A 22,348-nucleotide genomic window follows, 5' to 3' on the forward strand; every position below is an offset into this window, starting at 1 on the left:
GGCCGGCGACCGCCGTGGACTTCCTCAACCCCCGCGCCCTGCGCTGGAAGATCGCCGCGCTCGCCGCGGCAGCGTGCTGCGCGGTCGCCGCCGTGGTCGGTTTCCTCGTGCACGACGCGACCCGGGAACGCGGCCTGCGCGTCGGCACGGACCGGACGCTGACCCGGCTGATCGCCGCCGAGCGGGAGTACGACCGTACGGGGAGGGCTCCGGCCGACATCGACGTGCGGAGCAGGGACGAACTGCCGGAACCGCTGGCGCGCGACCTCGCGACCTTCGTGGGGACGGAGACGGAGCCGGAGACGGGGGCTGTGACGGGGGCTGTGACGGAGTCGGGACCGCCGGACACCGGTGCCTACGCCACCTGGTACGACGCCGATCCCCCCAACTGGTTCTGGATGTGGGGCGCCGTGGCCGTCGCCGACGACCGGTTCCTCGTCGTCCGGGACGACATGAGCACCGAGGTCCGCAGCCTCCAGCTCCTGGACCGCAGCATCGTGAAGTCCGTTCTCGCCGCCCTCCTGTTCGTCGTCCCCCTCGCCGCCCTCGCCACGGAACCGATCAACCGGCGGCTGCGCCACGGGGCCCGTACCGCCCGCCGCATCGCCGACGGCGACCTGGACGCCCGGATCGGCACGGCCGGGCGGGCCCGCGACGAGGTCACCGAGATGGCGTCGGCCGTCGACGACATGGCCGGCGCCCTCCAGCGCAAGCTGGAGAACGAGCGACGCTTCACCGCCGACGTCGCGCACGAACTGCGCACCCCGCTGATGGGACTGGTCACCGCCGCCGGGCTGCTGCCCGAGGACGACGAGGCGGCCGGTCTCGTACGGGACCGGCTGCGGGCCCTGAACGCGCTGGTCGAGGACTTGCTGGAGATCTCCCGCCTCGACGCGGGCGCCGAGCGGGCCCGCCTCGACCCGGTTCCGCTGGGCGAACTGGTCGCCGACGTGGTGCGTCGTACGGGCACGGACACCCGCGTCGGCGCGGTGGACGCCGAGGTGGTGGAGACCGACCCGCGCCGGGTCGAGCGGATCGTGGTCAACCTCGTCACCAACGCCCACCGGCACGGTGCGGCCCCCGTCGAGGTGACCGTGACCGGGGCGCGGATCACCGTGCGCGACCACGGTCCCGGCTTCCCGGCCGACCTGCTGGAGCGAGGCCCCCAGCGGTTCCGCACCGGGGCGAGCGAACGCGGCCGGGGGCACGGTCTCGGCCTGACCGTCGCCCAGGGCCAGTCCGAGGTGCTCGGAGCCCGGCTGACCTTCACGAACGCCCCGGGCGGGGGAGCGGTCGCGACCCTCGACCTGACTCCGCACGCGTCCGCCGCCTGATACGGAACCGAAACGCACTCTCGCGGCCGTCGAAACGGTGCCGTACGGGGCCGGAAGAACGACTCCTCGAAGGTGACACCGGTACGGGAAACCGCACCGGTCCACCTGGAGGAACCCATGCCCGCAGCCCCCACTGTCACCCCTTCCGCCGGGAGCGGTGTGCGCTTTCGCCGCTCGGTCCTCGTACCGCTGACGGCCGCCGTGGTGCTCGCCGCCGGGACGGGAGGGTGGTACGCGGTCGGCGGCAGCGGCGGGTCCATGAACGGGCCGGGCGGCGACGGCGGCCCGGGGGAGGGGGTGGCGCCGCTCGCCCGGTCGCTGCATCTGCCGTGGCCGCGCGAGGGGCAGGCGAGCGTGGCGGTGGAGGGGATCGGCAGCCTCGGCACCCGGGGCGAGCAGAAGCCGGTTCCGATCGCCAGCGTCACCAAGGTCATGACGGCCTATGTGATCCTCAAGGACCACCCGATGCGGGCCGATGCCCCCGGCGCGACCGTGGTCGCCGATCAGCGGGCGGCCGACGAGTCGTACTCCTCCGTCGAGACGACCGCTCCCGTGCTCGCCGGGCGGGAGTACACCCAACGCCGGCTGCTGGAGCTGATGATGGTGCCGTCGGGCAACAACGTGGCCCGGCTGCTGGCCCGTTGGGACGCGGGTGACGAGAAGGCGTTCGTCGCGAAGATGAACCGGACCGCCGCCGGGCTCGGTATGCGCGCCACCACGTACACCGGGGTGAGCGGCATGGAGACGAGTACGCGGAGCACGGCGGCCGACCAACTGGCCCTGGCCCGCGCCGTGATGAAGGACCCGGCCTTCCGGCAGATCGTGGCGACCGCCTCCGTCACGGCCCCGGGCACCGGGGTGACCTTCCGCAACACCAACAAGCTGCTCGGCCACGACGGGGTCATCGGCCTGAAGACGGGCTCGTCCACCCCGGCGGGCGGCAACCTCGTCTGGGCCACGCGGCAGAAGGTCGCCGGGGCCGACCGTCTGGTCCTCGGGGTCGTGCTGCACCAGCGGGCCGGCACGACCCCCGCCGAGGGCAGTGCCGCCGCCCACGAGGCGAGCCGCGCCCTGATCGCCGCGCTCCGGGCGGAGCTTCCGACGACGGCGAACAGGGCGTAGCGGTAGAGGCCCTGCCGGTCGTCAGTGCAGGGTCTTCAGCATCTCCGCGGCGAACGGCGTGATGTCCTCGGTGCGCCCGCGCAGGGTCTTCGCCGCCCACGCGGGATCGGCGATCAGAGCCCGTCCGACGGCGACCATGTCGAACTCGTCGCGCTCCATCCGGTCCAGCAGCTGTTCGATGCCGGTGACGCTGGAGTCGTTGCCCTGGAAGGCGCTGAAGAAGTCGCCGTCCAGGCCGACCGATCCGACGGTGAGGGTCGGCCGGCCGCTGATCTTCTTCACCCATCCGGCCAGGTTCAGGTCGGAGTCCTCGAACTCCGGCAGCCAGTAGCGGCGGGTGGACGCGTGGAAGACGTCGACACCGGCTTCGGCCAGCGGGGTGAGCAGGGCGTCCAGCTCCTGCGGGGTCTCGGCGAGCTTCGCCTCGTACGCGTCCGCCTTCCACTGGGACATCCGGAAGAAGAGGGGGAAGGCGTCGGACACGGCGGCACGGCAGGCGGCCACGATCTCGGCCGCGAACCGGGTGCGGGCGACCAGGTCCCCGCCGTAGGCGTCGGTCCGCCGGTTGCTGCCGGACCACAGGAACTGGTCGATCAAGTAACCGTGGGCGCCATGTAGTTCGGCGCCGTCGAAGCCGAGGCGCTCGGCGGCGGCCGCCGCGTCGGCGAAGGCGGCGATGACGTCGTCGAGGTCCTTCTGCGTCATGGCGCGGCCCTTGGGCTCGCCGCTCAGGGAGATCCCCGAGGGCCCGACCGGCTCGGCGTCCGGGACGGGCCCGGCGCCTTCGGTGCGGGTGATGCCCACGTGCCACAGTTGCGGGATGATCGCGCCGCCCGCCCGGTGCACGGAGTCCGCCACGTGTCCCCAGCCCGCGAGCGCGGCCTCGCCGTGGAAGCGGGGAACCCGGTCGCTGGTCCCGGCGGACTCGTGGTCGACGTAGGTGCCCTCGGTGATGATCAGTCCGACGTCGGCGGCGGCGCGGCGGGTGTAGTAGTCCGCCACGTCCTGCCCCGGAACGCCGTCCGGGGAGAACTGCCGGGTCATGGGCGCCATGGCGATCCGGTTACGGGCGGTGAGCCCGCGCACCGAGAACGGCCGGGAGAGGGCGCTCGCGGCACGGTCGGCGGCGCTCACGAAGTCTGCCGTGCCTGCCGAGCCCGTCGCGCCTGCCGAGCCCGCCGCGTCTGCCGTCGTCGCGTCTGCCGTCGTCGTGTCTGTCACGTCGATGTCCTGTCCGTAGCCGGGGTGTCCACCCGGGGCCAACACGCTCGGGCGGCGTGGACATCCCGGCATCGGCCGCGACGGCAGTAAAGAGTGGGCAAAGAACGGAGTGCGCCTCCGGTGTCTTTCGGTCCTTTCGGTGCCTTCCGGGGCCCTGCGCAGGCGACTCACACCCGCCCCGACTCAGGCGGCCTCACACCCGCCCCGACTCAGGCCGCCGGCTTCTCCGGCTTCTCCGGTTTCTCCGGCAGTTTCAGGTCCGTGCAGGCCCCGCGCCGTACCTGATCCGCGGCGAACGCGGACACGTACGTGCGCAGCAGCACGCGCTGCTCGTACTGCTCGGCCTCGGTCGGCGGCACGTACTTCGTGCCCGGTTCCCGGTGCCGGTCGGGGTAGTCCTGACCCCAGTGCGCGGCGAAGCCGACGTCGTCCCCGTCGCACCTGGCGACGGCCCACGCCCGGTGTTCGGTGAGGGCGGGCCTCCGGGTGATGCCCCGGCCCATCGGCAGGGGATCGGGGCCCGAGCCCATCTCCCTGACCCGCGGGCCCCAGTCGCCGCGCCAGGCGGTCAGCTCGATGATCGCCGCGCCCTCCCGTGCGTCCTCGTACGTCTCCGTGGCACGCAGGGTGCACCGGCCGACGATCCCGCCGTCGGCGATGGCGATGCGGACTTCGCCGTCGCGCCCCGCCGCCGGGACGCGCGTGGTGGCGAGTGCGTCGCAGGCGGTGCCCTTCGCCCCGGCGCGGGGCACGTACGTCCCCTCGTCCGGCACCGCGCCGTCCGCCGGGGCGGGCAACGGCTCGCCGCCGCAGCCGAGCTTCCCGGTCACGACGTTCGTCATGTGGACGGCGAGCCGCAGCATGGCCGCCTTCTCCGCGGGGCTGTGGGCGAAGTACGTCCAGGTGCCCACGAGGAGTCTGTGCTGTTCCGCCGGGGTCCGGCCGGCGCGCGGGCATTCGGGCATCAGGTAGACGAGGCTGTTCTCGTCCTCGAAGCCGGGCAGTCCGCCCGGCAGCACGGCGTGCGGTGGGCGGGAGGTTCCGGCCAGCCCGAGTTCCTGGTCCCGCTCGCGTCCCTCCGGGTAGGCGTCGACGGCGACCACGACCTGGCCGTTCTCGTCCCTCAACACACAGCTGTACGTGCCGTTCTCGGCGTCGAAGGACTCCTCCGTCTCCCCGAGCCGCAGGTCCGTCCGCACGATCTCCAGTTCCCCGGAGGGCAGTTGGCCCCCGCACGCCTCGCGCGCCACCCACCAGTCCCTCACCGGTTCCCGTACGGAGTAGCCGACGATCAGCAGGACGACCAGCGCCCAGAGCCCGGCCACCAGCCACCTGCGGTGCCGGGAGGACCAGTCCTTCACCCGGTCCTCCAGCCGGGTCCCCGTCCGATTACCCGCGCTCAACTCCACTTCCGCATCCCCCGCTCGCCCGTATGTCACGTCCGTACCAGTGTGATCAACGGCCCCGAGGCCTGACCGCCCGGGTCTCGCGGACGGCGGATCACGGGGCCGCCGACGAGACCGAGTTGTGACCTGACCGACAGCCGCACACCGATGACTTCACCGCCCGGCGCCGGTCATAAGTGCGACACCATCGGAACCGCATCCGCTCCACATCCGCTCCACATCCGAACCACAGACGGGACAGACCATGACCGACAACGCTGTGAAGGGCCCTGCCAGCTACTTCCCCTCGATCGAGAAGAAGTACGGCCGCCCGGTCGCCGAGTGGAAGGACCTCATCCGTACCTCCCCGCTGACGAAGCACATGGAGTTGGTCGGCTGGCTCAAGTCCGAACACGGCCTGGGTCACGGGCACGCCAACGCCCTGGTGGCGCACACGCTCGCGGAGGACAGCACCGGCTGACACGGCCGTCCCACGGGAAAGGAGCAGGGCTACTCCTTCGGCTTCCCCGTGCGTTGAGCGAAGCTCCGCGATCCAACCACCCCCGGACGGACACAGAATCTGCACGCGCCAGTAGAGTGCGATGCTTGTTCGATTCGCCGGGAGGCGGAGGGGGAGGGATCGTGGGGGCACAACTGCGCGACACCGCTACGGAATTGGCGGGCGTGCTGTGGCGTGAGCACACCGTGTACCGGGAGCGGTCCGGGGGGATGGTGATCCGGGGCGAACACGTACGGCGCTGGATCAGCCTCGCCCCGGCGGGCGGCCGGGACGAGATCCTCGTACGCGCCGGGCGCATCCTGGACGGCGGCACCACCGCCCCGGCACGCTCGGAGGCCGTGGTGCACCTCTCCGCCGGTACGGACGTACTCGCCGCAGCCTGCCGACGCCTGCTGGCCGAGGCGGCGTCCGACGCGGAGCGGGCCCCGCGGGGCGGCGCGGCGCCCGGTTCCGGCAGGGCCCGCCGAGCGGGAAAGACCGCGCGCCGCAAGGGCAGGGGGCGGCACACCGGGTTCGGCTCGTGGGTGATCGTCATCTGCGTCGTCGGGGTGATCGGCCTGTACGTCTACAGCAACGCGGCACTGCACGGCTGACGCGCCCGACCGGGTCGGGCCGGGCCGGATCCGGGTCTGTCCCGGCCCGGGTCTGTCCCGGTGAAGGGGTCGGCCGTCACACCCCAGGAGAAGACGAACCCGCCCCGTGAAGCGTCGTACGTGACGGCGGCACCCGAGCTCTCCAGACCGAACCGCTCATGGAGCCACCCGTCCATGGCCAAGGCCGCGGCCTCGGACCGATAGTCACTCAGCGGGTAGCCGAGCGAGGACGTGCGAATGAGGACACCGTCGGGTGCGAGCTCGCTCAGGGCGCGGGCGTTGAGGGATACCCCGAACGCCAGCCACGCGGCGTCCTTCCAGTGCAGCCCGGATGCCGGCAGGGCGAGCCAGATCTTCCCGTGGATCTGCATGCTGTGCGGCGGGATCCCGCCGTCGAGCGGAGCGGTGTCGGCCCGCAGATTCACCGCGAGCCCGCCCGCCGGGCCCCGAAAGCGGAACGCGAATGCGTGGACCACGGGTCCTTCAGCCGGCGGCGGTGTCCGTCTGCCCGGCGCCCTCCGCCGTGCCCGCCTGCCCGGCACCCTCCGTTGCGCCGGCCTGTCCAGACCCCTCGGGCGTGTCCGTCTGCCCGACACCCCCGCTCGCACCCGTCTTCTCCCGCATCTTGCGCACCAGCTCCGCCTTCTGGTCGGCCGCGTTCTTGCGGTCGAGGTTGCGGTGCGGCCCGTTGTTCTGCCGCTCGGCGCGGGACTGGCGCTTGCGCTGGCCTCCGCCCATGCCCACGGGATTGTTGATGTTCTTGCTGTCGGTCATGGTTTCTCCCGGGATGAGGTGATCTGAACCATGGGCCCCTCGACGCGCACCGCGCCCGCCGTGAAAACGGCCCAGAGCAGATCCTGGCATCCGAAGAAGGACTCCCCCCAACTGTCCACCCGGACATGGACGCGGGACGGTCCGGCCACCGTGGCGTCCCACCACTCCCAGCCCCGGGAGTCCTCGTCCTGGTCGAAGCGGTACAGCCAGTCCTGGAGATCCCACGGTCCGCCGCCCCCGGTGTGGTCCGCGTACGCCTCGCGGCCCGCCCGGGCGAACCGCGGTGCCCGCTCCTCACCCCCGCCCCCGGACCCGGGCCCCGAACACACCTCGGCGAACCACCCCGGGATCTCGTCGACCGGCAGGCTCTCCTGCTCGAAGTCCGCCGTGCAGCCCAGCCGTACGGCAGGCGCGAGCACGGACCGCAGGCGTTCCACATACGCCGCGGTGTCCCCGGAGACATCGATGACGAAGAGGGAGAGGACGGGGGGCGCGGCATCCGCACCCGGGCGCTGCGGGACATGCCGGTGCTGCGGGACAGGCCGGCACTGCCGGAGACGAAGGAGCTCGGCGGCCAGGCTGTCGCCGGTGTGCATCATCCGGGAGGGGTGCCCTTCCCGGGGCCACGCATGCCGCTCACCAGTTCTCGTAGTCCTCGATCAGGCGCGCCACCAGCTGGTGGAGGGCCGCCGCCCTGACCGGGTCCTCGCCCCGGTCACCCTGTTCGCGCAGGGCACGCTCGGTCGTACGGAGCCGGTGCCATGCCGACGGTTCCTGGTCCATGACCTCGTCGATCAGGGGGCGCGTGATGAGGGCCAGGCACTCGGCCAGCCGCAGCCCGGTGGCCGGCGCCGGCGGTGCCGTATCCGCGTCGGCGTACCCGGTGGTCAGGTACCGGGCGGGGTCGGTCAGGCTCCAGCCGACGACCTCCCCGGCCCGCACCAGGAGCGCCAGGCCGGGGGCGATACCGATCCGGGCGTCGAGCGGAGCGCCGACGCCGACGACCCCGGGGTCCCGCAGGCAGACCAGTTCCCTCGCTTCGGGGTCGCAGTGCAGCACCGTCGTCTGCGCGAGAGTCACATCTCGCTTCTCCTGTGCGCGGAGCCCGCCCCGGACCACCCGGGGCTCGGCGGGCAAGCCGATGCCGGCCTCCGCCGGGGCGGACGCGGGGGGCAGATAGAGCCCTGCGGCGACCAGTTCGCGGCTGGTGTCGTCGAACAGCAGGTCGTCCGTCTCCGAACCCAGCCACTCCCGGCTTCCGAAGGTGCTGGGGAGCAGCCGCTCGAATCCCGCCCGGTCGGCGAACTCCCCCACGATCAGCTGGGGGATGTCGAGGGCGAGGCGCGGAGTGGAGGCGAGCGGCGTGTCCGTCACCACGGCGCGCAGCGTGTCCAGAGCGATTTCCACAGGCGAGCCCCTCACCGGATCTGATCGGCGGGCGCCATCGTGCCGCCCCTGCTGTCCGGAATGTTGCCGTTCACAATATCGTCGTGGGTCACCGGCAGGCCCGGGTCGATGACCGGGGCCTCAGTCGTGGAGCGGGTGACGAGAAGCGACATCGTGCTCTGAGCTTCGGAATCCGCGGCGCTTTCCCGTTGAAGGGCCCCCTCAAGACCAAGCCGGGCAGTCCTCCAGCGAGATCTCCGCGACGGCCGCGTCCGTAACAGCCTCCAGGTCCGGGATGTAGGGCCGGACGTCGGGAAGGGAGGTGCAGAAGGTGACGTTCGAGGTGAGGAGGGCCTCCTCGGTATCGGCGAAGGAGAGGGAGACGTACGCCTTCACCTGAGTGTCACGGAACTCCTCCTGTGCCTTCCGGAGGCAGGCGCACATGTACGCCAGGCACCGCCGGACGAGGAGGGGCGTGCGCTCGTGAGGCGCGGCCGGGAGGTCGTAATCGGTCATCCCCCTCCCGTTGATCGCTGTCTCCTCCGCGAGCCTGTCGAAGTAGGTGCCAGGCGTTTCCGGACGGAGATCGGTCAGCACGCGCCCACCGGAGGCGGTGACGGACCACCCGCGCTCCACGACCTCACGAAACATAGGGGGAATGTCCCGATCGCTCAGGTCGGTGACGTCTGTCGCCCGCAAGATCTCTCGCAGCCGAGCGTTGCTTCGCATGCCTATCCCTCGCCGAGCGCGGCGAGCCCCTTTCTGATCCCTGCGGTGAATCCCGGATTACTTCCAACAGCTTTCTCGATGCCGCGTGGAAGCCCTTCGAATTTCCCTGTCTCGAAGTCGTACTGGTACTTCGCACTCTTGTTGCTCTGGTCCTGGAAGTGGAGCTGCCCCGTTGAGGTCCTCGGCCCCCGTACCGCTCACAGCCGCCGCCCCCCGCCCGGAACGTCGGCATCGGCGTCGACGGCGACACCGTCCGGCACGATCCCCACGACCGGCGGGAACAGCATGGCCCCGTCCGGATCGGCGACGTTCACGGCGACCCCGGCCGGCACGCCCATCGCCGGAATGACCTCGTCGAGCAACCGGGCCCCGCGAAACACGGCGTACTCCCAGCTCCGCGACGCATCCCCGGCCCCCTCCACCAAGGCCCGCTCCTCGGCGAACCGGGCCAGGGCGGCCTCATCGGTGAACCCGCACACCCACCGGATCCCCCCGAATTCGGCGGTCCACAAGCCGCCCCGGTCGTACGGCACGAGCACGAGCGCCCGCCGCAGCTCCCCCACGAGAGCCCCGGGATCCCCGACCCCGGCCCGCCGCTCGGCTATCCGATCCGCCAGCGCCGCCCCGTCACCCACTGGAAGCCCTCCCCGTACGTGAGCTGTTACTCACCCTTCACTGCTGCGCACGCTAGGACACCACGCACGACGGGAACCAATGGTTCCGGCGACCTCACATCGGCGGCGGTGAGGGGCGGGGGCCGTACGCCGTCACAGCTTGTCGGCCGCTCCCTCGATGGCAGGCCCCCAGTCTTCGGGCAGGGCCGCCGAAAGGAGCGCGACAGCCTCCGGCGCGGTGTCGGCCACGCCTACGTCCCGGCGTCCGGACTCGCCCGTCTCCCACAGGCGTATGACGCAGAAGCGCCCGTCGCGCCGCCTGAGGAGGGAGGGCACGTCCCGGGACCACGGGGGCCGTGTGCAGCGACTGAGCTGAAGAGAGCCATGACTGATGAGCGGAAAGAGGGAACGGAGTCTCGGATTCGCATGGGCGGCCCGTGCAAGGGCCGGATCGATCACGCCGGACGGCTCGGCCAGGACGCTCTGCCACTCCCTGATGACGGAGCCGGGGGTGCCGGCACCGTTCTCCGCTGCCATTCGCTTGAGCCTCCCTGCCCAGCCCGGCGCACGACGGGAGATCGCCAGGGGTTCCGTCGATGGCCGTCCCGCAGCCGTCGGGAAGGCCGGCGGCGATCAACGCGTATGCGGAGCTTCACCCCGGCGGAAGCCCTCAACCGGCTCGCAGCGGTTCGGTGGCTCACCGCGCCACTGCCGCAGGGAGCGCAGCACGGGGATGGGTTACTGGGGCCGCTTCAAAGACCGTCCTCCAGCGCCTGAACTGTCACGGCGGTGGCCCGTACAACCGATCGACCCTCTTGTCTGTCTTGTTCGGCGACGTCTGATCGACACCGGTCGACGACACCGGTCGACGACGCCCGTTGACCGACGCCCGTTGACCGGCACCGGTGATCGGCATCGGTCGCCGAACAGGACTGAAGGACTTGATGAACCCAGCCAGACGCACGACCGTCACCGCCTTGGTCCTGGCCACGGCAGGCGGGCTGCTCTACGCCACCGCCGTACCCGCCTCCGCAGCGGTGAACTGCACCTCCCCCGTCTTCAAACGGCAGTTCTTCGCGAACACGACGTTCGCGGGTACGCCGAAGAAAACGGACTGCGATTCCGCGATCAACCAGAACTGGGGCACGGGCACGCCCGCCTCCGGCCTGCCGTCGAACAACTTCGGTGTGCGCTGGTCGGTGACGCGTGACTTCGGCTCCGGTGGCCCCTTCACGTTCACGGCCTCCGCCCGGGACGGTATGCGGGTCTACCTCGACGGTGTCCGCAAGATCGACGTCTGGAAGAACGGCTCCGCCACCGTCAGGAAGACGGTCAACGTGACGATCCCCAAGGGCAAGCACACGCTCCGCTTCGACTACGTCAACTGGACGGGCGCCGCGAACGTCACGTTCGCCTACACGCCGCGCACCTCCGCCGCCCACGACAAGGTCAAGCCCCTGGCCCCGACGGGCGCGGCCGTCTCCTACAACTCCGCCACCGGCGCGGCCAAGTTCGCCTGGACCAGGAACAAGGAGATGGACCTGGCGAACTACCGGGTCTACCGGCGGCTGAAGGGCACGTCGTACGGAAGCAAGCCGCTCGCGACGACGACCGGCACGTCGTACACCGACACCACGCTCCCCCGGACGGGCGCCGCCTACTACTACGAGGTGCGGGCCGTCGACAAGGCTGGCCGTGTCTCCGGCGGCAGCTCCGACAAGCCCGTCACCACGATCGACAGGACACCGCCCGCCGCGCCCTTCGTCGAATGGGACTCCTGCCCGGCCGACCAGCCCTACGCGGCGCCGCAGCTGGTCACCACCGCGAAGAACGCCGCCGACATCGTCCGGTACGAGATGCAGCGGCTCGACGCCGCGACGAAGAGCTGGAGCACGGTCTACTCCGGTACCAAGGGCGCGATCTGCGACACCGGTTACCGGGCCGACGGCAGCAAGGTCACCTACCGGGGCCGAGCCCGGGACGCCGCCGGGAACTGGTCGGCGTACTCGGCCGCCACCACGTTCACCACCCCCGACCTGACCCCGCCCGCCGCCGTCACGGGGCTCCGGGCCGAGTACCGGTCGGGCGTACCGCATCTGGTGTGGTCGCCCGTCACCGGCGCCGCTTCGTACCAGGTCCTCCAGTACGACCCGGCGACCGGCGGCTACGTCGACGCGCGCCCTGCGGGGACCCCCGCCACCGAGACCGACGTGGTGCCGCGCCAGTCGTCCGCCGTCGCCGACAGCTACCGGTACGCGGTGCGCGCGGCGGACGCCAAGGGCAACGCCGCCGCGCCGGTGGAGATCACCGTCAAGATGGCCGACCGGCCGGAGGCGATACCCGCGTTCAAGACCACCGCCACCAGGTTCGACGAGGGGGTGATCGTCGCGTGGAGCAGCGTCGACCCGTGGACCGTCGACGGACGCCCCCTCCCGGCCTACGAGATCATCCGAACCGACACCGCGACCGGCGAGACCACCGTCGTCGACCAGTGCAAGCCGTTCACCTCGGTCGACCAGCCGTTGACCGCGCCGGACACGTACTGGACCTGGGCGGACGACGACGCTCCGCTGTCCGCCCGCAGGCAGGTCAACGGCAGCTGCTGGGACGTCCGGGGAGAGTCGGAGACAACGTACGAATACCGAGTCGTGACGACCGACCGCTACGGAAAGGCATCGCGGCCCGGCCCGCCCGCCAGGGCGACCACCCCGGACACCCGGCGCCCCGCCCCGGTCGAGAACCTGACCGCGGAACGGATCCCGCTCGGCGTCCGGCTGACCTGGACGCCGCCGGCCGACACCGACGTCCGCGGCTACCACGTATGGCAGGGCGTCACCGACCCGGACAGCGGTGAGACGGTCTGGAAGGAGAACTGCTGGTTCGGCAGCTCCCTGGCCGACACCGAGATCCTCTGCCCGACGGTCGCCGACGGCGCCACCCACGTCTACAAGGTGGCGGCCACGGACGACCGCCTCCTGCACGACGACAACCCACTCGACGTCCTCCACCCCGCCGAGGTCTCGGTCACCCTGCCCGACACCCGCCCGCCGGGCTGGACGGAGACCGACGTCCGCGAGGGCCAGTACCCGGAGTTGTACGTCGGCTGCTCCGAAAGCTCCGGCCTCGGAGACTGCTCCCGCTTCACGAGCTACCGTGTGGAGCGCTGGGACCCCGCCACCGCCTCCTACACGACCCTGGCGGAGGGCGCGACGGGCGGCGCGGCGTACTACATGGACATGGCGGTGCACGAGGACCTGCTCGGCCTGTACTACTACCGCGTCGTACGGCTCGACGCGTCGGGCGCGGAGGCCGCGACGCGATCGACGGCGTACGGGATCTGGAACTCCTGGCTCTGACCGGGCGGGGGACGCAGGCAACAGGGAGGGGACCGAGGGCTGTTTCGGTCCCCTCCCTCGCGGAGCTCACGGCGAGACCGCGCAGGCAGCGGTCCGGCTCCACGTCCCGGGCAGCGGCTGAAAGCCCGTGGTGGTGGAGCGGTGGGTCCGGCATCATCCCCCTGTGATGGTGATGCAGCCCGTTCTGGAGATTCTCGCTGCCGACGACTTCGCGCTCTGGCCGGTCGGCGAACACGAGTCGTACGGCCACCTCGTGCTGAACGGGAAGCTGACTCCGGCGGAGGTCGGCACAGCCGTCATGCGGATCGCCGACTGCAACGACTTCGAGCCGGAGGAGGAGCACGGCCCGTGCCCGACCGACCCGCTCGGCACCTTCCTGCACGGGCTGTTGACCATGCCCGACCTGTTCGCCGCCGGTGGCTTCCGGGTGACGGACACCACCACCGGCACCGTCTTCGTCGAGCCGGGCTGCTGCAACGGCCTGGAGACCTGGCGGGACTGGCTGGACGTGCTCGACGGCACCGGCCACGCCCACTTCGGCCACGATCCCTTCTCGACGGCCGAACGCGTCGGCGACATCGTCCGGCTGACGCACGACGCCTACGGGACGGACGGCAGCCCGGTGACCGAGCTGCCCGCCGACCAGGTGCGCAGGCTCGTCACCAACGCCCATCAGGACATACGGGACTTCCTCGGCCTCGCCGGAGCCTGGGCCGAACAGCACCTGCCGGCACACGCTGCCCCCGTCACTGCCGCCCTGGCACGGGCCCTGGACCTGGCGTCCTCACCATGACCAGTTTCCTGACCCACCGAGCACGCGTGCACTATGCTGCGCTGTTTTTGGCCGGCGCGGGGAAGTCGGGGTGGTCGATGTAGGGGAAAGCGAGGTCCTGTACGTCGGGGTGTGGCCAGGGGTCGTGGGCGTGGCGGGCCAGGATGCGCCGCTTGGCCTCTATCTCACGCAGGACGCGGGCCGGATCGTGCAGAGCCACGTGCTGGGCGATCGTGGGATGGAAGCCAGGGAGGTCGACCTGGCAGAAGTCGACCGTGTCACCGTGGGCAGACCACTCACCGCATCCGTCACCGTCGCAGCGCCGGGCCAAGTCGGCCTCCTCATCCAGCCGGGCCTTGAGGAACTTCACCAATTCTTCAGTCATAGAAGCATTCTCGATGTTCTGCCGACACCGTGAAACGATTTCTTGCTGTGGTCGGTGTGGTCACGGCGTCGGAGCTGTCCTGGACAGTTGATTTCACCGGGCTGAGACCAAGGAAGTTTCGGGATGCTGGTGACGGTTGTGCGGTGCGAGGGTGCGGAATCGGCGCGCAAGGGCCGGCCGCGGAGCCTGCCGCTGGAGGACCGGATATTGCTGGTTGCTGTTCACTGGCGCACGTAGGCTGCGGACAGTGACCTACACCATCATGTTTTTGCGGGTGCTTCCGGAACGCACTTTTGACGAGACGCTGGAGGAGATCAACTCCGCTTACGACCCGGATGCCGACCTCAAGCCCATGAACCTCACTGATGAGGATCGTGCCGGATGGGACAGGCTCGTCCAGCGGATACGGCGGGAGGCCGAACCGGCGATATCGAGGTGGCGGCCTCCAGGCTCGGTGGCGTGGCCCGCTGGGCGCAGGAAACTCTGACCTGACGCGCTCGACGCGCGACGTCACGGTGTCCGGTTCAGCCGACGGCCACCGTGACTCCGACGACCGACGACCGACGACCGACGACCGACGTGAGGGCCAGTTCCGTTCAGAACGTCGAAAGGGTGGACCGCGGTGCCGCAGCGGCCGCTCAGAGGTGACCGTCCAGGAACTGCCGTACCTCATCGATGGTCATGGGCCCCGTGCCGTGTGCCACCGCCGCTCCCTCCTTCAGCAGGAGGCTGGACGGGGCTCCGGTGATCCCGTATCGCTCGGTTGCCGCCGGGCAACGCGTGATGTCGGTACGGACGACGGTCAGGCGGCCGGTGCAGGCGGCGGCGATGTGGCCCATGACGACATCCATCACCCGGCAGGGCTCGATTGCCTTGGGCCATGCCCCGGTGAAGTAGGCAAGGACCGGAACCTTGCTTCTCCCGAGGATGAAGTCGAACTCCGCGTCCTCGCGAGGTCGGTGAACCAGCTTTGCCATGGGAGCTCCTGACCTCACGTTTCGTACTCCGACCCATCATCCCTCGCGCGGTGTGCCAGGTGGGCCCCTGGCCGGTCGTCCGGCCGGCCGGCTGCCGGGAGGGAGGTCCGGGCCGCCGCAGGCAGGCGGGTAACGGGTGACGTGTCAGCTGACCCGGAGACCGACCGCCAGCGTCAGTTCAAGGACCCGGTGTGGTGAGGCGAGATCGGGAAACAGCTCCCGCAGCTGCGACATCCGGTATCGGACCGTCTGGGGATGGACGAACAACGCCGCCGCGACCTCGTCCCGCCTGCCCTGGTGCAGCAGCCACGCCCGCAACGTCTCCTCCAGCCGTCGTGCGGTTGCGGCGGACAGGGTCCGCAACGGTGCGAGGGCTCGGGCGCGCAGGTCTGCGAACGCGTCCGCGTCGGCACTGAGCACCAGGTCGGGCAGGTGGTCCTCGGTGTCGCGAATGTCGGAGGAGAGGGCGCGTGCGCGCAGGGCTCGTGCGTACGAGGCGGACGCGCGGATCCACGGCCGGGCCGGGCCGACCACGGCGGCGCGGTCGGTCAGCTGCCGTAGGAGACGTGATCGGTCGGCATCGGGGACGAGGAGCACACCGGTGGCATCCGGCAGATCGTCGAGGACGAGGGTGCTCGGGTCGAGTGTCCGGTAGGCGGGCCGGGCCTGGGCGGCGGGCAGCAGGACGGCGGTCAGCGAGACCGGAGGCTGCCACCTGGCCCGTTGGCCGGAGGCCAGCAGCACGTCCGGGCTCGCGCCGGCGAGGAGGTCGCGGGCCAGGTGTTCCAGGTGGCGCTCGTGGGCTCTGCCCCGGGCGGCGAGTTCGTCGGCGTGGCCCGCGGCGCTCGCGGCGGAGAGCTCGTCGATGTACGCGAAGGTCAGCTCGGCGAACTTCGCGACCTCGGCGGCGGGCAGACCCGCGGGTACGGCACCCGCTGCCAGACACCGCCAGGCGACCCGGGCGCCGACGCGGTAGGCGCTGAGCAGGGCGTCCATGGAACGGCCGTCGCGCACCTCGCCGCGGCCCAGCTCGTAGGCGGCGTCCCCGGCGTCGCCGCCCGTGGCGTTCCCGCTCGCGAGGTCCAGGTAGTGCCCCAGGGCGGTGCGGACGGCTCTGCGGATGGTGGCGCCCATGCGGCCCGACAAGGCACGGGCGTACGGAGGAACCTCGTCGATGATCGCCTGGACGACTTCGTCGGCGGTGGCCCTCAGTGCGGTGCGAAGGGCTGTGACCGTCTTCTCATCCAGGGCCAGCTCGCTGGCCCTCCGGATCGCATAGCTCATTTTTTTGTTCCCTGCGAACAATTCATCCGACCAGATTCACGTCCTGCGGTCAGGACTTTACGCCTGGAGGCGCAGCAAGCTGAGGGCATGACGAGTACAGCCCTCCGCGGCAGGGCGTGGAAACTGCTGGAGATGGTCACGACGCCGCTGCTGCCGTCGGACTACCTCGACCTGGTCAGCCCGCTCCGTACGGGCGCTGACCTGCGTGGGCGCATCGAGGCCGTGCACCCCGAGACGAGCGACGCCGCGACGGTCGTGATCAGGCCGGGACGGGCGTGGCACGGCCACACAGCCGGTCAGTACGTGCGGGTCGGGGTCGACGTCGACGGGGTGCGCCTGTGGCGCGCCTACTCCATCACCTCGCCGACGAACCGCCAGGACGGCCGCATCACGATCACCGTGAAGGCGATCCCGGACGGCAAGGTCAGCAATCACCTGGTCCGCAGGGCGAAACCGGGCACGCTGATCCAGCTCGACCAGGCGACCGGTGACTTCGTCCTGCCGCGGGCCAAGCCCGCCAAGGTGCTCTACCTGACGGCCGGCAGCGGCATCACGCCCGTGATGGGCATGCTGCGCGACACCGAGTTCGACGACGTCGTCATGGTCCACTGCGCGCCACAGCCGCAAGACGTGATCTTCCGCAACGAGCTGCACGGCCTGGTCGCGGACAAGAGACTGCGGCTCACCGAGGTGCACACCGACACGGACGGCATGCTCGACATCGCCCGTCTCGACGAGCTCGTGCCCGACTGGGCCGAGCGCGAGACCTGGGCCTGCGGGCCCGCGGGCCTGCTCGACGCCGCCGAAGAACACTGGACCGCGCGGGGCGTCCAGGCACGCCTGCACACCGAACGCTTCCGCCCCGGCATCGTCGTCGCGGGCGAGGGCGGCGAGGTCACGTTCAGTACCACCGGCAGGACCGTGGCCGCGGACGGCGCCACGCCGCTGCTGGACATCGGCGAGGAAGCCGGCGTGCTCATGCCCTCCGGCTGCCGTATGGGCATCTGCTTCGGGTGCGTCACGCCGCTCAAGGCGGGCGCTGTCCGCGACCTGCGTACCGGCGAGGTCACCGAGGCCGAGCCGGGCGTCCTCATCCAGACCTGTGTGTCCGCCGCGGCGGGCCCCTGCGACATCGAACGGTAGGAGCACCGTGACCGCCATCGACCCCACCGCTCACCTGACCGCGGAGCAGATCGAGGAACTGGGCCGCGAGCTGGACGCCATCCGCGACGAGGTGATCGCCGACCGCGGCGAGAAGGACGCCGCCTACATCCGGCGGGTCATCTCGGCGCAGCGCAAGCTGGAACTGGTCAGCAGGGGCGTGCTGCTGTTCTCGATCTTCCCGCCCGCGTGGCTGATCGGCACCGCCGGGCTGTCCGTGGCGAAGATCATGGACAACATGGAGATCGGCCACAACGTCCTGCACGGCCAGTGGGACTGGATGCGCGACCCGAAGATCCACTCCACCACCTGGGAGTGGGATCATGTCTCGCCGTCCGACCAGTGGAAGCACTCGCACAACGAGCTGCACCACACGTACACCAACGTGATCGGCAAGGACAACGACCTCGGCTACGGCATCATGCGCGTCGACGAGGACCAGAAGTGGCACCCCTTCCACCTCGGCCAGCCGCTGTGGAACTTCCTCAACGCCTGCTTCTTCGAGTACGGCATCGCCGCGTACGACCTGGAGCTCGGCAAGAACCTCCACAAGCGCCGCCGCAAGAACCCGGAGTTCCGCGCGCGGGCCAAGGCCGTCGGCCGCAAGATCCGCAAGCAGGTGCTCAAGGACTACGTGATCCACCCGCTGCTCTCGGGCCCCTCGTTCCTCACCACACTCGCCGCCACGTTCACCGCGAACCTGGTCCGCAACCTCTGGACCCACTCGGTGATCATGTGCGGGCACTTCCCCGAGGGCGTGCAGGTCTTCGAGCGCCGGTCGATCACGGGCGAGACACGCGGCCAGTGGTACCTGCGCCAGATGATGGGCTCGGCGAACATCAGCGGCAGCAAGGCCATGCACTTCATGACGGGCAACCTGTCGCACCAGATCGAGCACCACCTGTTCCCGGACCTGCCGAGCAACCGGTACGCCGAGGTCGCGGTGAAGGTGCGCGCGCTGTTCGAGAAGTACGAGCTGGAGTACGTCACCGGCCCGCTGCCCAAGCAGGTGTTCTCCGCGTGGCACAAGGTCTTCCGGCTCGCACTGCCGAACAAGCGGCCCAGGACCGGAACACCGGACCGCGAGAAGGACCTCATCGCAGCCTGACTCCCCGGCCACACCACCTCAAGCGGCAGTGCTTGAGCCTTCGGAACGGCTCTGACCTGTACTTTCCTGCGAGAGAGCTGGGGCTACCTGGTCTCTGGGGGCTGTACCTGACCGCTGTTGTCCGCTCGGCTGAGCACGGATGGGGCACGGCCGGGCGTGGGCCGAGTGGCCTGGCGTGCACCCGTGCTGAGCGCGTCCGGCCTGACCTGCTGCCCGTGTTGTTCCAGGCCGACGCGCACAGCAGCAATGCCCTCCATGCGATCGGGGTTCTCGGTGCAGATCGGTGAGGTTCACGCAGCAGCCTGGGCGCTGTGAGCCATCCACCGGCCGGCCCAGCACGGGCGCGCTCCGCACTGACCGTCACCAGTGACCGACCCCGGGCCCAGCAGTCACCCGGGTGAACCACCGTGGTGGGGATCCCGATACCGGCCTCCGCGAGATTCCAGTCCGGCGCACGGGAACAGGGCGGCCCGGCGGCGGTAGGCAGAGAAGCAGTGCAATGGCAGCGCACTTGCCGTGTCAGCGGGCCTTCCGGTTTGCGGATGGGGTGGAGGTGATGACCGTCCGGCCGTCGGTGAGGCGGACGCACGGCATGGGTGGGGGCCGCAGACCACGGTGTTGCGGAGGAGCTGAGGGAACCGCTTCGGCGCGAGGGGCGAAGGACCGGTGAAAGCCCCCGTAGTCGAGCATCGTCCCTGGGACGAGAGGAGCCCCGATGGCCATCGGACCAGGTGCCCGCATCGGCACCGCGTGTGCCGATGCAGAGAGCGACGCCTCAGTGATCGCGCGGTCCCGGGATGAGCCCGAGGTGTTTGCCGCGCTCTTCGACCGGCACTCCGACGCCGTGCACCGCTACACGGCCCGCCGTCTTGGCAACGAGGTCGCCGATGACGTCGTGGCGGAGACCTTCACCACCGCATTCCAGCAGCGCCATCGCTACGACCCGGCCCGCGGCACTGGCACCGACGCCCAGCCCTGGCTGTTCGGCATAGCGACGAACCTGATCAGTCGGCACCGGCGGGCCGAGGCCCGCCGGTTCAAGGCCATGGCCCGGGTCCCGGCCCTCACCGACCACGACGAGCCTCTGGCCGACCGTGCCGCGGACCGGGTGATGGCGCGGGCCGTACGCCGCGAGCTGGCTGCGGCGCTTGCCGCGCTGCCCGCTCGCCACCGGGACGTGCTGCTGCTGGTCGCCTGGGGCGATCTCAGCTACGAGGAGACCGCCCAGGCCCTGGGCATCCCCGTCGGCACGGTCCGATCACGGCTGCACCGGGCTCGCGGCAAGCTGCGCGAAGCATTGGGCGGATCAAACCCGACGGCACTGCGAGAGGTATCCGACCATGAATGACGAACTCGAACTCTTGAGGGAGTGGGACGCGGACGCGGCCCCGTTCACCGGAACGGCCAAGTCCCGGGCCCGGCATCGGCTGCTCAACGCGATGGCCCGCGCGGACGAGCGCACCGGCTCCGGCCTCAGTCGCCGCCATGCACTGCGTTTCGCGGCGGCCGCCGTGGTCGCCACGGCGGTCACGGGGACGGCCGTGCTGATCGGCACGGACGGCTCCGGCGAGGGCGGTGCACCGGGCGCGAGGACCCCGCGGTTGGAGTACGCCGCCGTCACGGTGCTGAACGGGGCGGCGGCGTGGGAGCGAGAGCGGGAGAGGGAGCCGGTGGCGCCGCGCGACGACCAGTTCCTCTACTCGAAGCGGATCATCAAGGAGACGGAGCAGAAGACCGGCAAGGTGCAGACCTACACCGACGAGATGTGGGACTCGGTGGGTGTCTCCAAGCCCTCCCTGTCCATGGAGCTGGGCCGCGAGATGTGGGAGGAGCCCGCAGGAAAGGGCAACGGGGTGTGGCCGCCCAGGAAGTGGAGCGAGCTGAAGAAGCTGCCCCACGACCCTGAAAGGCTCGTCCTGGCCATCCTCTCCTCCGGCTCCCGCCCCGACGGCCGGTCGATCAGCGACCTCGACGAACCCAATCGATACGAGGCCTACTGGCTGCTCGGCGAGCTCCTGAAGAATCCGGTACTGCCCCAGGGACTGCGCCCCGCGGCATACGAGGCTCTGGCCCATGTGCCCGGCGTCAAGACGATCCCGGGTGTGAAGGACTCCGCGGGGCGGGCCGGCGTGGGGATTGCCCATACCGGGCGCGGGTCCTACAAGAGCAAGTACCTGATCTTCGACCCGGTGTCGTACGAGTTCCTGGGCTTCCGCGACGAGCGGACCTCGGCTTCGGGGAAGGAGACATACGTCCAGCTGTCGCATGTAGTTGAGTGGGGGATCGTCGACCGGTTGAGGCAGCGACCGTAGCCCCCTGCCACGGGGCGGGGGCCCACAGGGCCGCCGGGCGCTGATCACTTACTGACCGCTCCGGCGGTCTCGCACTCGGGCGTCGGGATCCGCGACGCGGAAATCGGCACCGGGGGCAGGGCCGGCACCGCACCAGGGCCCATCCGTACTCCAGGAGACCCGGACCTCACCCGCGCACCCATACGGCGCGGTCCGCACCGGACCCTGCCCCCGGGTTCTGACACCCCGGGGGCCTCGCAGTCCGATCGCGGCCGGTCGAGCACGCGGTCCGGACGGCACTTCAGTCAGGGAGGAGCGCCAAGACAGGTCCAGACAACAAACAAGGCCCGGGTCGATGACCTGGGCCTCAGTCGTGGAGCGGGTGACGAGAATCGAACTCGCGCTCCGAGCTTGGGAATCAGCGGTGCTTTGGCTGCCAGGAGGGGTTTGAGCTGGGGTTTTGCAGCCGGCAGGTGGATGGGCCCTTGTCTCTGAGTGCCGTATCTGACCGCTGTTGTCCGCTCTGCTGGGCACGGATGGGGCACGTCGACCGTGGGGCGTCAGTCTGAGGTTCTGTGCTGGAGCGGGTGACGGATATCGGAACGGGAGGCACCTGTGCTGCTGACGCCACGGGTGGCGTAGACGTCAGGCCCAGAAGGCTTCGGTGACGATGATCTGAGGACCGGCGTGGCGCTGCATGAAGGTGTAGATGAGCCGCCGCGTCCACTGGCCAGGTCCACGATGTGGGGGCCGCCGGGGCTTGTAGAGGTCGGATGGTCATGCAGTGCGGGAAGCGAGGCATCGGCGCCGATCCCCCGGAAGTACTGGTCTTCGGCCGTGATCAGTTCCGCACGGGCGCTCATACTCAGGTCACTGCCTTCGGCGGGCATGTTCTGGAATTACGATACCGCCACGAGATTAGCCGCGCATAGGGATGCATCCTTGCTTCCGACGGTGTAATCACAGATCGTCAGGGGTTCCGTCGATGGCAGGCCCGCAATCGTCGGGAAGACTGGCGGCGATCAACGCGTAGGCCTCTTCGACGGTGTCAACGACGCCGAGGAGGGACTTGTCGGACTTGCGACGCACTCGGTATCCACCCTCGACCAGCGGGTAGGCCGTACCGACATCGTTCGTCCAGGGCCACCGGGTGCACCGGCTCAGATACAGGACGCCGTGGCTGACCATGGGCCAGAGCTCGCGCAACGACGGGTGCTGGTAAGCAGCTCGGGGAACGGCCGGATTGATGAGGTCCCTGTCGTAGGACAGGATATCGGACCACTCTGCTGCCACGATATCTGCCGCGCTTCGGGATTTTTCGTTGCTCGCCATGATC

The 22,348-nt window shown here is 70.4% G+C and carries 25 protein-coding genes and 1 pseudogene; 12 read left to right on the top strand and 14 right to left on the bottom strand.

The annotated features are described in order from the left end of the window. The first annotated feature begins 14 nt into the window (after positions 1–14). Both IE140_RS12395 and IE140_RS12400 read left to right on the top strand, forming a co-directional pair. A complete protein-coding gene (locus IE140_RS12395) occupies positions 15–1,334 on the top strand; it encodes a sensor histidine kinase (RefSeq protein WP_150197518.1) in 1,320 nt (439 codons plus the stop codon). A gap of 117 nt (positions 1,335–1,451) precedes the next feature. Continuing rightward, positions 1,452–2,456 (top strand): D-alanyl-D-alanine carboxypeptidase family protein, encoded by a 1,005-nt coding sequence (locus IE140_RS12400; protein WP_229826756.1) that lies wholly within the window; start codon positions 1,452–1,454, stop codon positions 2,454–2,456. A 21-nt stretch (positions 2,457–2,477) separates the two neighbouring features. On the opposite strand, the gene IE140_RS12405 is transcribed toward IE140_RS12400, so the two are convergent. Both IE140_RS12405 and IE140_RS12410 read right to left on the bottom strand, forming a co-directional pair. Then, positions 2,478–3,590: an NADH:flavin oxidoreductase gene (locus tag IE140_RS12405; protein WP_150197527.1), complete on the bottom strand. Its 1,113-nt coding sequence runs from the start codon at positions 3,588–3,590 to the stop codon at positions 2,478–2,480. Positions 3,591–3,886: 296 nt separating this feature from the next. Next, positions 3,887–5,086 (bottom strand): hypothetical protein, encoded by a 1,200-nt coding sequence (locus IE140_RS12410; protein ID WP_150197519.1) that lies wholly within the window; start codon positions 5,084–5,086, stop codon positions 3,887–3,889. Positions 5,087–5,327: 241 nt separating this feature from the next. Here IE140_RS12410 and IE140_RS12415 point away from each other — a divergent pair, with 241 nt between their 5' ends. Next, a complete protein-coding gene (locus IE140_RS12415) occupies positions 5,328–5,543 on the top strand; it encodes a DUF4287 domain-containing protein (protein ID WP_032767094.1) in 216 nt (71 codons plus the stop codon). Between the two features lie 203 nt (positions 5,544–5,746). After that, positions 5,747–6,175, top strand: coding sequence for a hypothetical protein (locus IE140_RS12420; RefSeq protein ID WP_032776714.1), 429 nt, complete (start codon positions 5,747–5,749; stop codon positions 6,173–6,175). On the opposite strand, the gene IE140_RS12425 is transcribed toward IE140_RS12420, so the two are convergent. The 8 genes from IE140_RS12425 to IE140_RS35930 form a co-directional block, all read right to left on the bottom strand. Next, positions 6,148–6,651: a hypothetical protein gene (locus tag IE140_RS12425; protein ID WP_189460369.1), complete on the bottom strand. Its 504-nt coding sequence runs from the start codon at positions 6,649–6,651 to the stop codon at positions 6,148–6,150. The two genes, IE140_RS12420 and IE140_RS12425, sit on opposite strands and share 28 nt — an antisense overlap. Positions 6,652–6,658: 7 nt before the next feature. Then, positions 6,659–6,949 (bottom strand): DUF6243 family protein, encoded by a 291-nt coding sequence (locus tag IE140_RS12430; RefSeq protein WP_150197520.1) that lies wholly within the window; start codon positions 6,947–6,949, stop codon positions 6,659–6,661. Next, positions 6,946–7,548, bottom strand: coding sequence for a hypothetical protein (locus IE140_RS12435; protein WP_150197521.1), 603 nt, complete (start codon positions 7,546–7,548; stop codon positions 6,946–6,948). Before IE140_RS12435 ends, IE140_RS12430 begins: the two co-directional genes overlap by 4 nt. Positions 7,549–7,585: 37 nt before the next feature. Continuing rightward, positions 7,586–8,356, bottom strand: a complete 771-nt coding sequence (locus IE140_RS12440; RefSeq protein ID WP_150197522.1) for a hypothetical protein — start codon at positions 8,354–8,356, stop codon at positions 7,586–7,588. Between the two features lie 11 nt (positions 8,357–8,367). After that, positions 8,368–8,508: a hypothetical protein gene (locus tag IE140_RS12445; RefSeq protein WP_162600189.1), complete on the bottom strand. Its 141-nt coding sequence runs from the start codon at positions 8,506–8,508 to the stop codon at positions 8,368–8,370. A gap of 49 nt (positions 8,509–8,557) precedes the next feature. Continuing rightward, positions 8,558–8,986, bottom strand: coding sequence for a hypothetical protein (locus IE140_RS12450; RefSeq protein WP_229826757.1), 429 nt, complete (start codon positions 8,984–8,986; stop codon positions 8,558–8,560). Positions 8,987–9,261: 275 nt separating this feature from the next. Beyond that, a complete protein-coding gene (locus IE140_RS12455; RefSeq protein WP_093438546.1) occupies positions 9,262–9,699 on the bottom strand; it encodes a hypothetical protein in 438 nt (145 codons plus the stop codon). Between the two features lie 132 nt (positions 9,700–9,831). After that, entirely contained in the window at positions 9,832–10,215 is a 384-nt protein-coding gene (locus IE140_RS35930) for a DUF6193 family natural product biosynthesis protein (protein WP_150196330.1), read from the bottom strand. Positions 10,216–10,622: 407 nt separating this feature from the next. Between IE140_RS35930 and IE140_RS12460 the strand changes: the two genes are divergently transcribed. Further along, a complete protein-coding gene (locus tag IE140_RS12460; protein WP_150196331.1) occupies positions 10,623–13,034 on the top strand; it encodes a PA14 domain-containing protein in 2,412 nt (803 codons plus the stop codon). A gap of 166 nt (positions 13,035–13,200) precedes the next feature. After that, complete coding sequence (locus IE140_RS12465) at positions 13,201–13,827, top strand: hypothetical protein (protein ID WP_308438371.1); 627 nt, start codon at positions 13,201–13,203, stop codon at positions 13,825–13,827. Positions 13,828–13,858: 31 nt separating this feature from the next. Here IE140_RS12465 and IE140_RS12470 read toward each other — a convergent pair whose 3' ends face one another. Next, the gene (locus IE140_RS12470; protein ID WP_093438556.1) at positions 13,859–14,191 is read right to left on the bottom strand and encodes a DUF6221 family protein; all 333 of its coding nucleotides are present in this window, start codon (positions 14,189–14,191) and stop codon (positions 13,859–13,861) included. 47 nt (positions 14,192–14,238) lie between these two features. Here IE140_RS12470 and IE140_RS12475 point away from each other — a divergent pair. Together IE140_RS12475 and IE140_RS12480 are read left to right on the top strand one after the other, a co-directional pair. Further along, positions 14,239–14,425: pseudogene (locus IE140_RS12475) on the top strand (IS5/IS1182 family transposase); the annotation flags it as partial. Positions 14,426–14,438: 13 nt separating this feature from the next. Further along, positions 14,439–14,678, top strand: coding sequence for a hypothetical protein (locus tag IE140_RS12480; RefSeq protein ID WP_229826758.1), 240 nt, complete (start codon positions 14,439–14,441; stop codon positions 14,676–14,678). A 151-nt stretch (positions 14,679–14,829) separates the two neighbouring features. Here IE140_RS12480 and IE140_RS12485 read toward each other — a convergent pair whose 3' ends face one another. Next, complete coding sequence (locus IE140_RS12485; RefSeq protein WP_150196332.1) at positions 14,830–15,168, bottom strand: thioredoxin family protein; 339 nt, start codon at positions 15,166–15,168, stop codon at positions 14,830–14,832. 144 nt (positions 15,169–15,312) lie between these two features. Beyond that, complete coding sequence (locus tag IE140_RS12490) at positions 15,313–16,452, bottom strand: PucR family transcriptional regulator (protein ID WP_150196333.1); 1,140 nt, start codon at positions 16,450–16,452, stop codon at positions 15,313–15,315. 87 nt (positions 16,453–16,539) lie between these two features. Between IE140_RS12490 and IE140_RS12495 the strand changes: the two genes are divergently transcribed. From IE140_RS12495 to IE140_RS12510, 4 genes are all read left to right on the top strand, one after another. Beyond that, complete coding sequence (locus tag IE140_RS12495; RefSeq protein ID WP_229826759.1) at positions 16,540–17,595, top strand: ferredoxin reductase; 1,056 nt, start codon at positions 16,540–16,542, stop codon at positions 17,593–17,595. A gap of 7 nt (positions 17,596–17,602) precedes the next feature. Continuing rightward, the gene (locus IE140_RS12500; RefSeq protein ID WP_093438569.1) at positions 17,603–18,721 is read left to right on the top strand and encodes a fatty acid desaturase family protein; all 1,119 of its coding nucleotides are present in this window, start codon (positions 17,603–17,605) and stop codon (positions 18,719–18,721) included. A 715-nt stretch (positions 18,722–19,436) separates the two neighbouring features. Continuing rightward, positions 19,437–20,069, top strand: coding sequence for an RNA polymerase sigma factor (locus IE140_RS12505; protein ID WP_150196334.1), 633 nt, complete (start codon positions 19,437–19,439; stop codon positions 20,067–20,069). Continuing rightward, positions 20,062–21,033, top strand: a complete 972-nt coding sequence (locus IE140_RS12510; protein WP_150196335.1) for a CU044_5270 family protein — start codon at positions 20,062–20,064, stop codon at positions 21,031–21,033. Before IE140_RS12505 ends, IE140_RS12510 begins: the two co-directional genes overlap by 8 nt. A gap of 939 nt (positions 21,034–21,972) precedes the next feature. Here IE140_RS12510 and IE140_RS12515 read toward each other — a convergent pair. Then, positions 21,973–22,344 carry a DUF6193 family natural product biosynthesis protein gene (locus tag IE140_RS12515; RefSeq protein ID WP_150196336.1) on the bottom strand — a complete coding sequence of 124 codons (372 nt, stop codon included), beginning with the start codon at positions 22,342–22,344 and terminating at the stop codon, positions 21,973–21,975. Positions 22,345–22,348: the final 4 nt, after the last annotated feature.

Source organism: Streptomyces parvus, from assembly GCF_014648875.1.
Taxonomy (GTDB): Bacteria; Actinomycetota; Actinomycetes; order Streptomycetales; family Streptomycetaceae; genus Streptomyces; species Streptomyces parvus.

What these genes read in the sequence shown, in the direction of transcription:
- IE140_RS12400 (WP_229826756.1), top strand. Translation starts at nt 1,452, where the DNA reads ATGCCCGCAGCCCCCACTGTCACCCCTTCCGCCGGGAGCGGTGTGCGC.
- IE140_RS12415 (WP_032767094.1), top strand. Translation starts at nt 5,328, where the DNA reads ATGACCGACAACGCTGTGAAGGGCCCTGCCAGCTACTTCCCCTCGATC.
- IE140_RS12430 (WP_150197520.1), bottom strand. Translation starts at nt 6,949, where the DNA reads ATGACCGACAGCAAGAACATCAACAATCCCGTGGGCATGGGCGGAGGC.
- IE140_RS12435 (WP_150197521.1), bottom strand. Translation starts at nt 7,548, where the DNA reads ATGATGCACACCGGCGACAGCCTGGCCGCCGAGCTCCTTCGTCTCCGG.
- IE140_RS12445 (WP_162600189.1), bottom strand. Translation starts at nt 8,508, where the DNA reads ATGTCGCTTCTCGTCACCCGCTCCACGACTGAGGCCCCGGTCATCGAC.
- IE140_RS12450 (WP_229826757.1), bottom strand. Translation starts at nt 8,986, where the DNA reads ATGTTTCGTGAGGTCGTGGAGCGCGGGTGGTCCGTCACCGCCTCCGGT.
- IE140_RS35930 (WP_150196330.1), bottom strand. Translation starts at nt 10,215, where the DNA reads ATGGCAGCGGAGAACGGTGCCGGCACCCCCGGCTCCGTCATCAGGGAG.
- IE140_RS12460 (WP_150196331.1), top strand. Translation starts at nt 10,623, where the DNA reads ATGAACCCAGCCAGACGCACGACCGTCACCGCCTTGGTCCTGGCCACG.
- IE140_RS12465 (WP_308438371.1), top strand. Translation starts at nt 13,201, where the DNA reads ATGGTGATGCAGCCCGTTCTGGAGATTCTCGCTGCCGACGACTTCGCG.
- IE140_RS12470 (WP_093438556.1), bottom strand. Translation starts at nt 14,191, where the DNA reads ATGACTGAAGAATTGGTGAAGTTCCTCAAGGCCCGGCTGGATGAGGAG.
- IE140_RS12485 (WP_150196332.1), bottom strand. Translation starts at nt 15,168, where the DNA reads ATGGCAAAGCTGGTTCACCGACCTCGCGAGGACGCGGAGTTCGACTTC.
- IE140_RS12490 (WP_150196333.1), bottom strand. Translation starts at nt 16,452, where the DNA reads ATGAGCTATGCGATCCGGAGGGCCAGCGAGCTGGCCCTGGATGAGAAG.
- IE140_RS12495 (WP_229826759.1), top strand. Translation starts at nt 16,540, where the DNA reads ATGACGAGTACAGCCCTCCGCGGCAGGGCGTGGAAACTGCTGGAGATG.
- IE140_RS12505 (WP_150196334.1), top strand. Translation starts at nt 19,437, where the DNA reads ATGGCCATCGGACCAGGTGCCCGCATCGGCACCGCGTGTGCCGATGCA.
- IE140_RS12510 (WP_150196335.1), top strand. Translation starts at nt 20,062, where the DNA reads ATGAATGACGAACTCGAACTCTTGAGGGAGTGGGACGCGGACGCGGCC.
- IE140_RS12515 (WP_150196336.1), bottom strand. Translation starts at nt 22,344, where the DNA reads ATGGCGAGCAACGAAAAATCCCGAAGCGCGGCAGATATCGTGGCAGCA.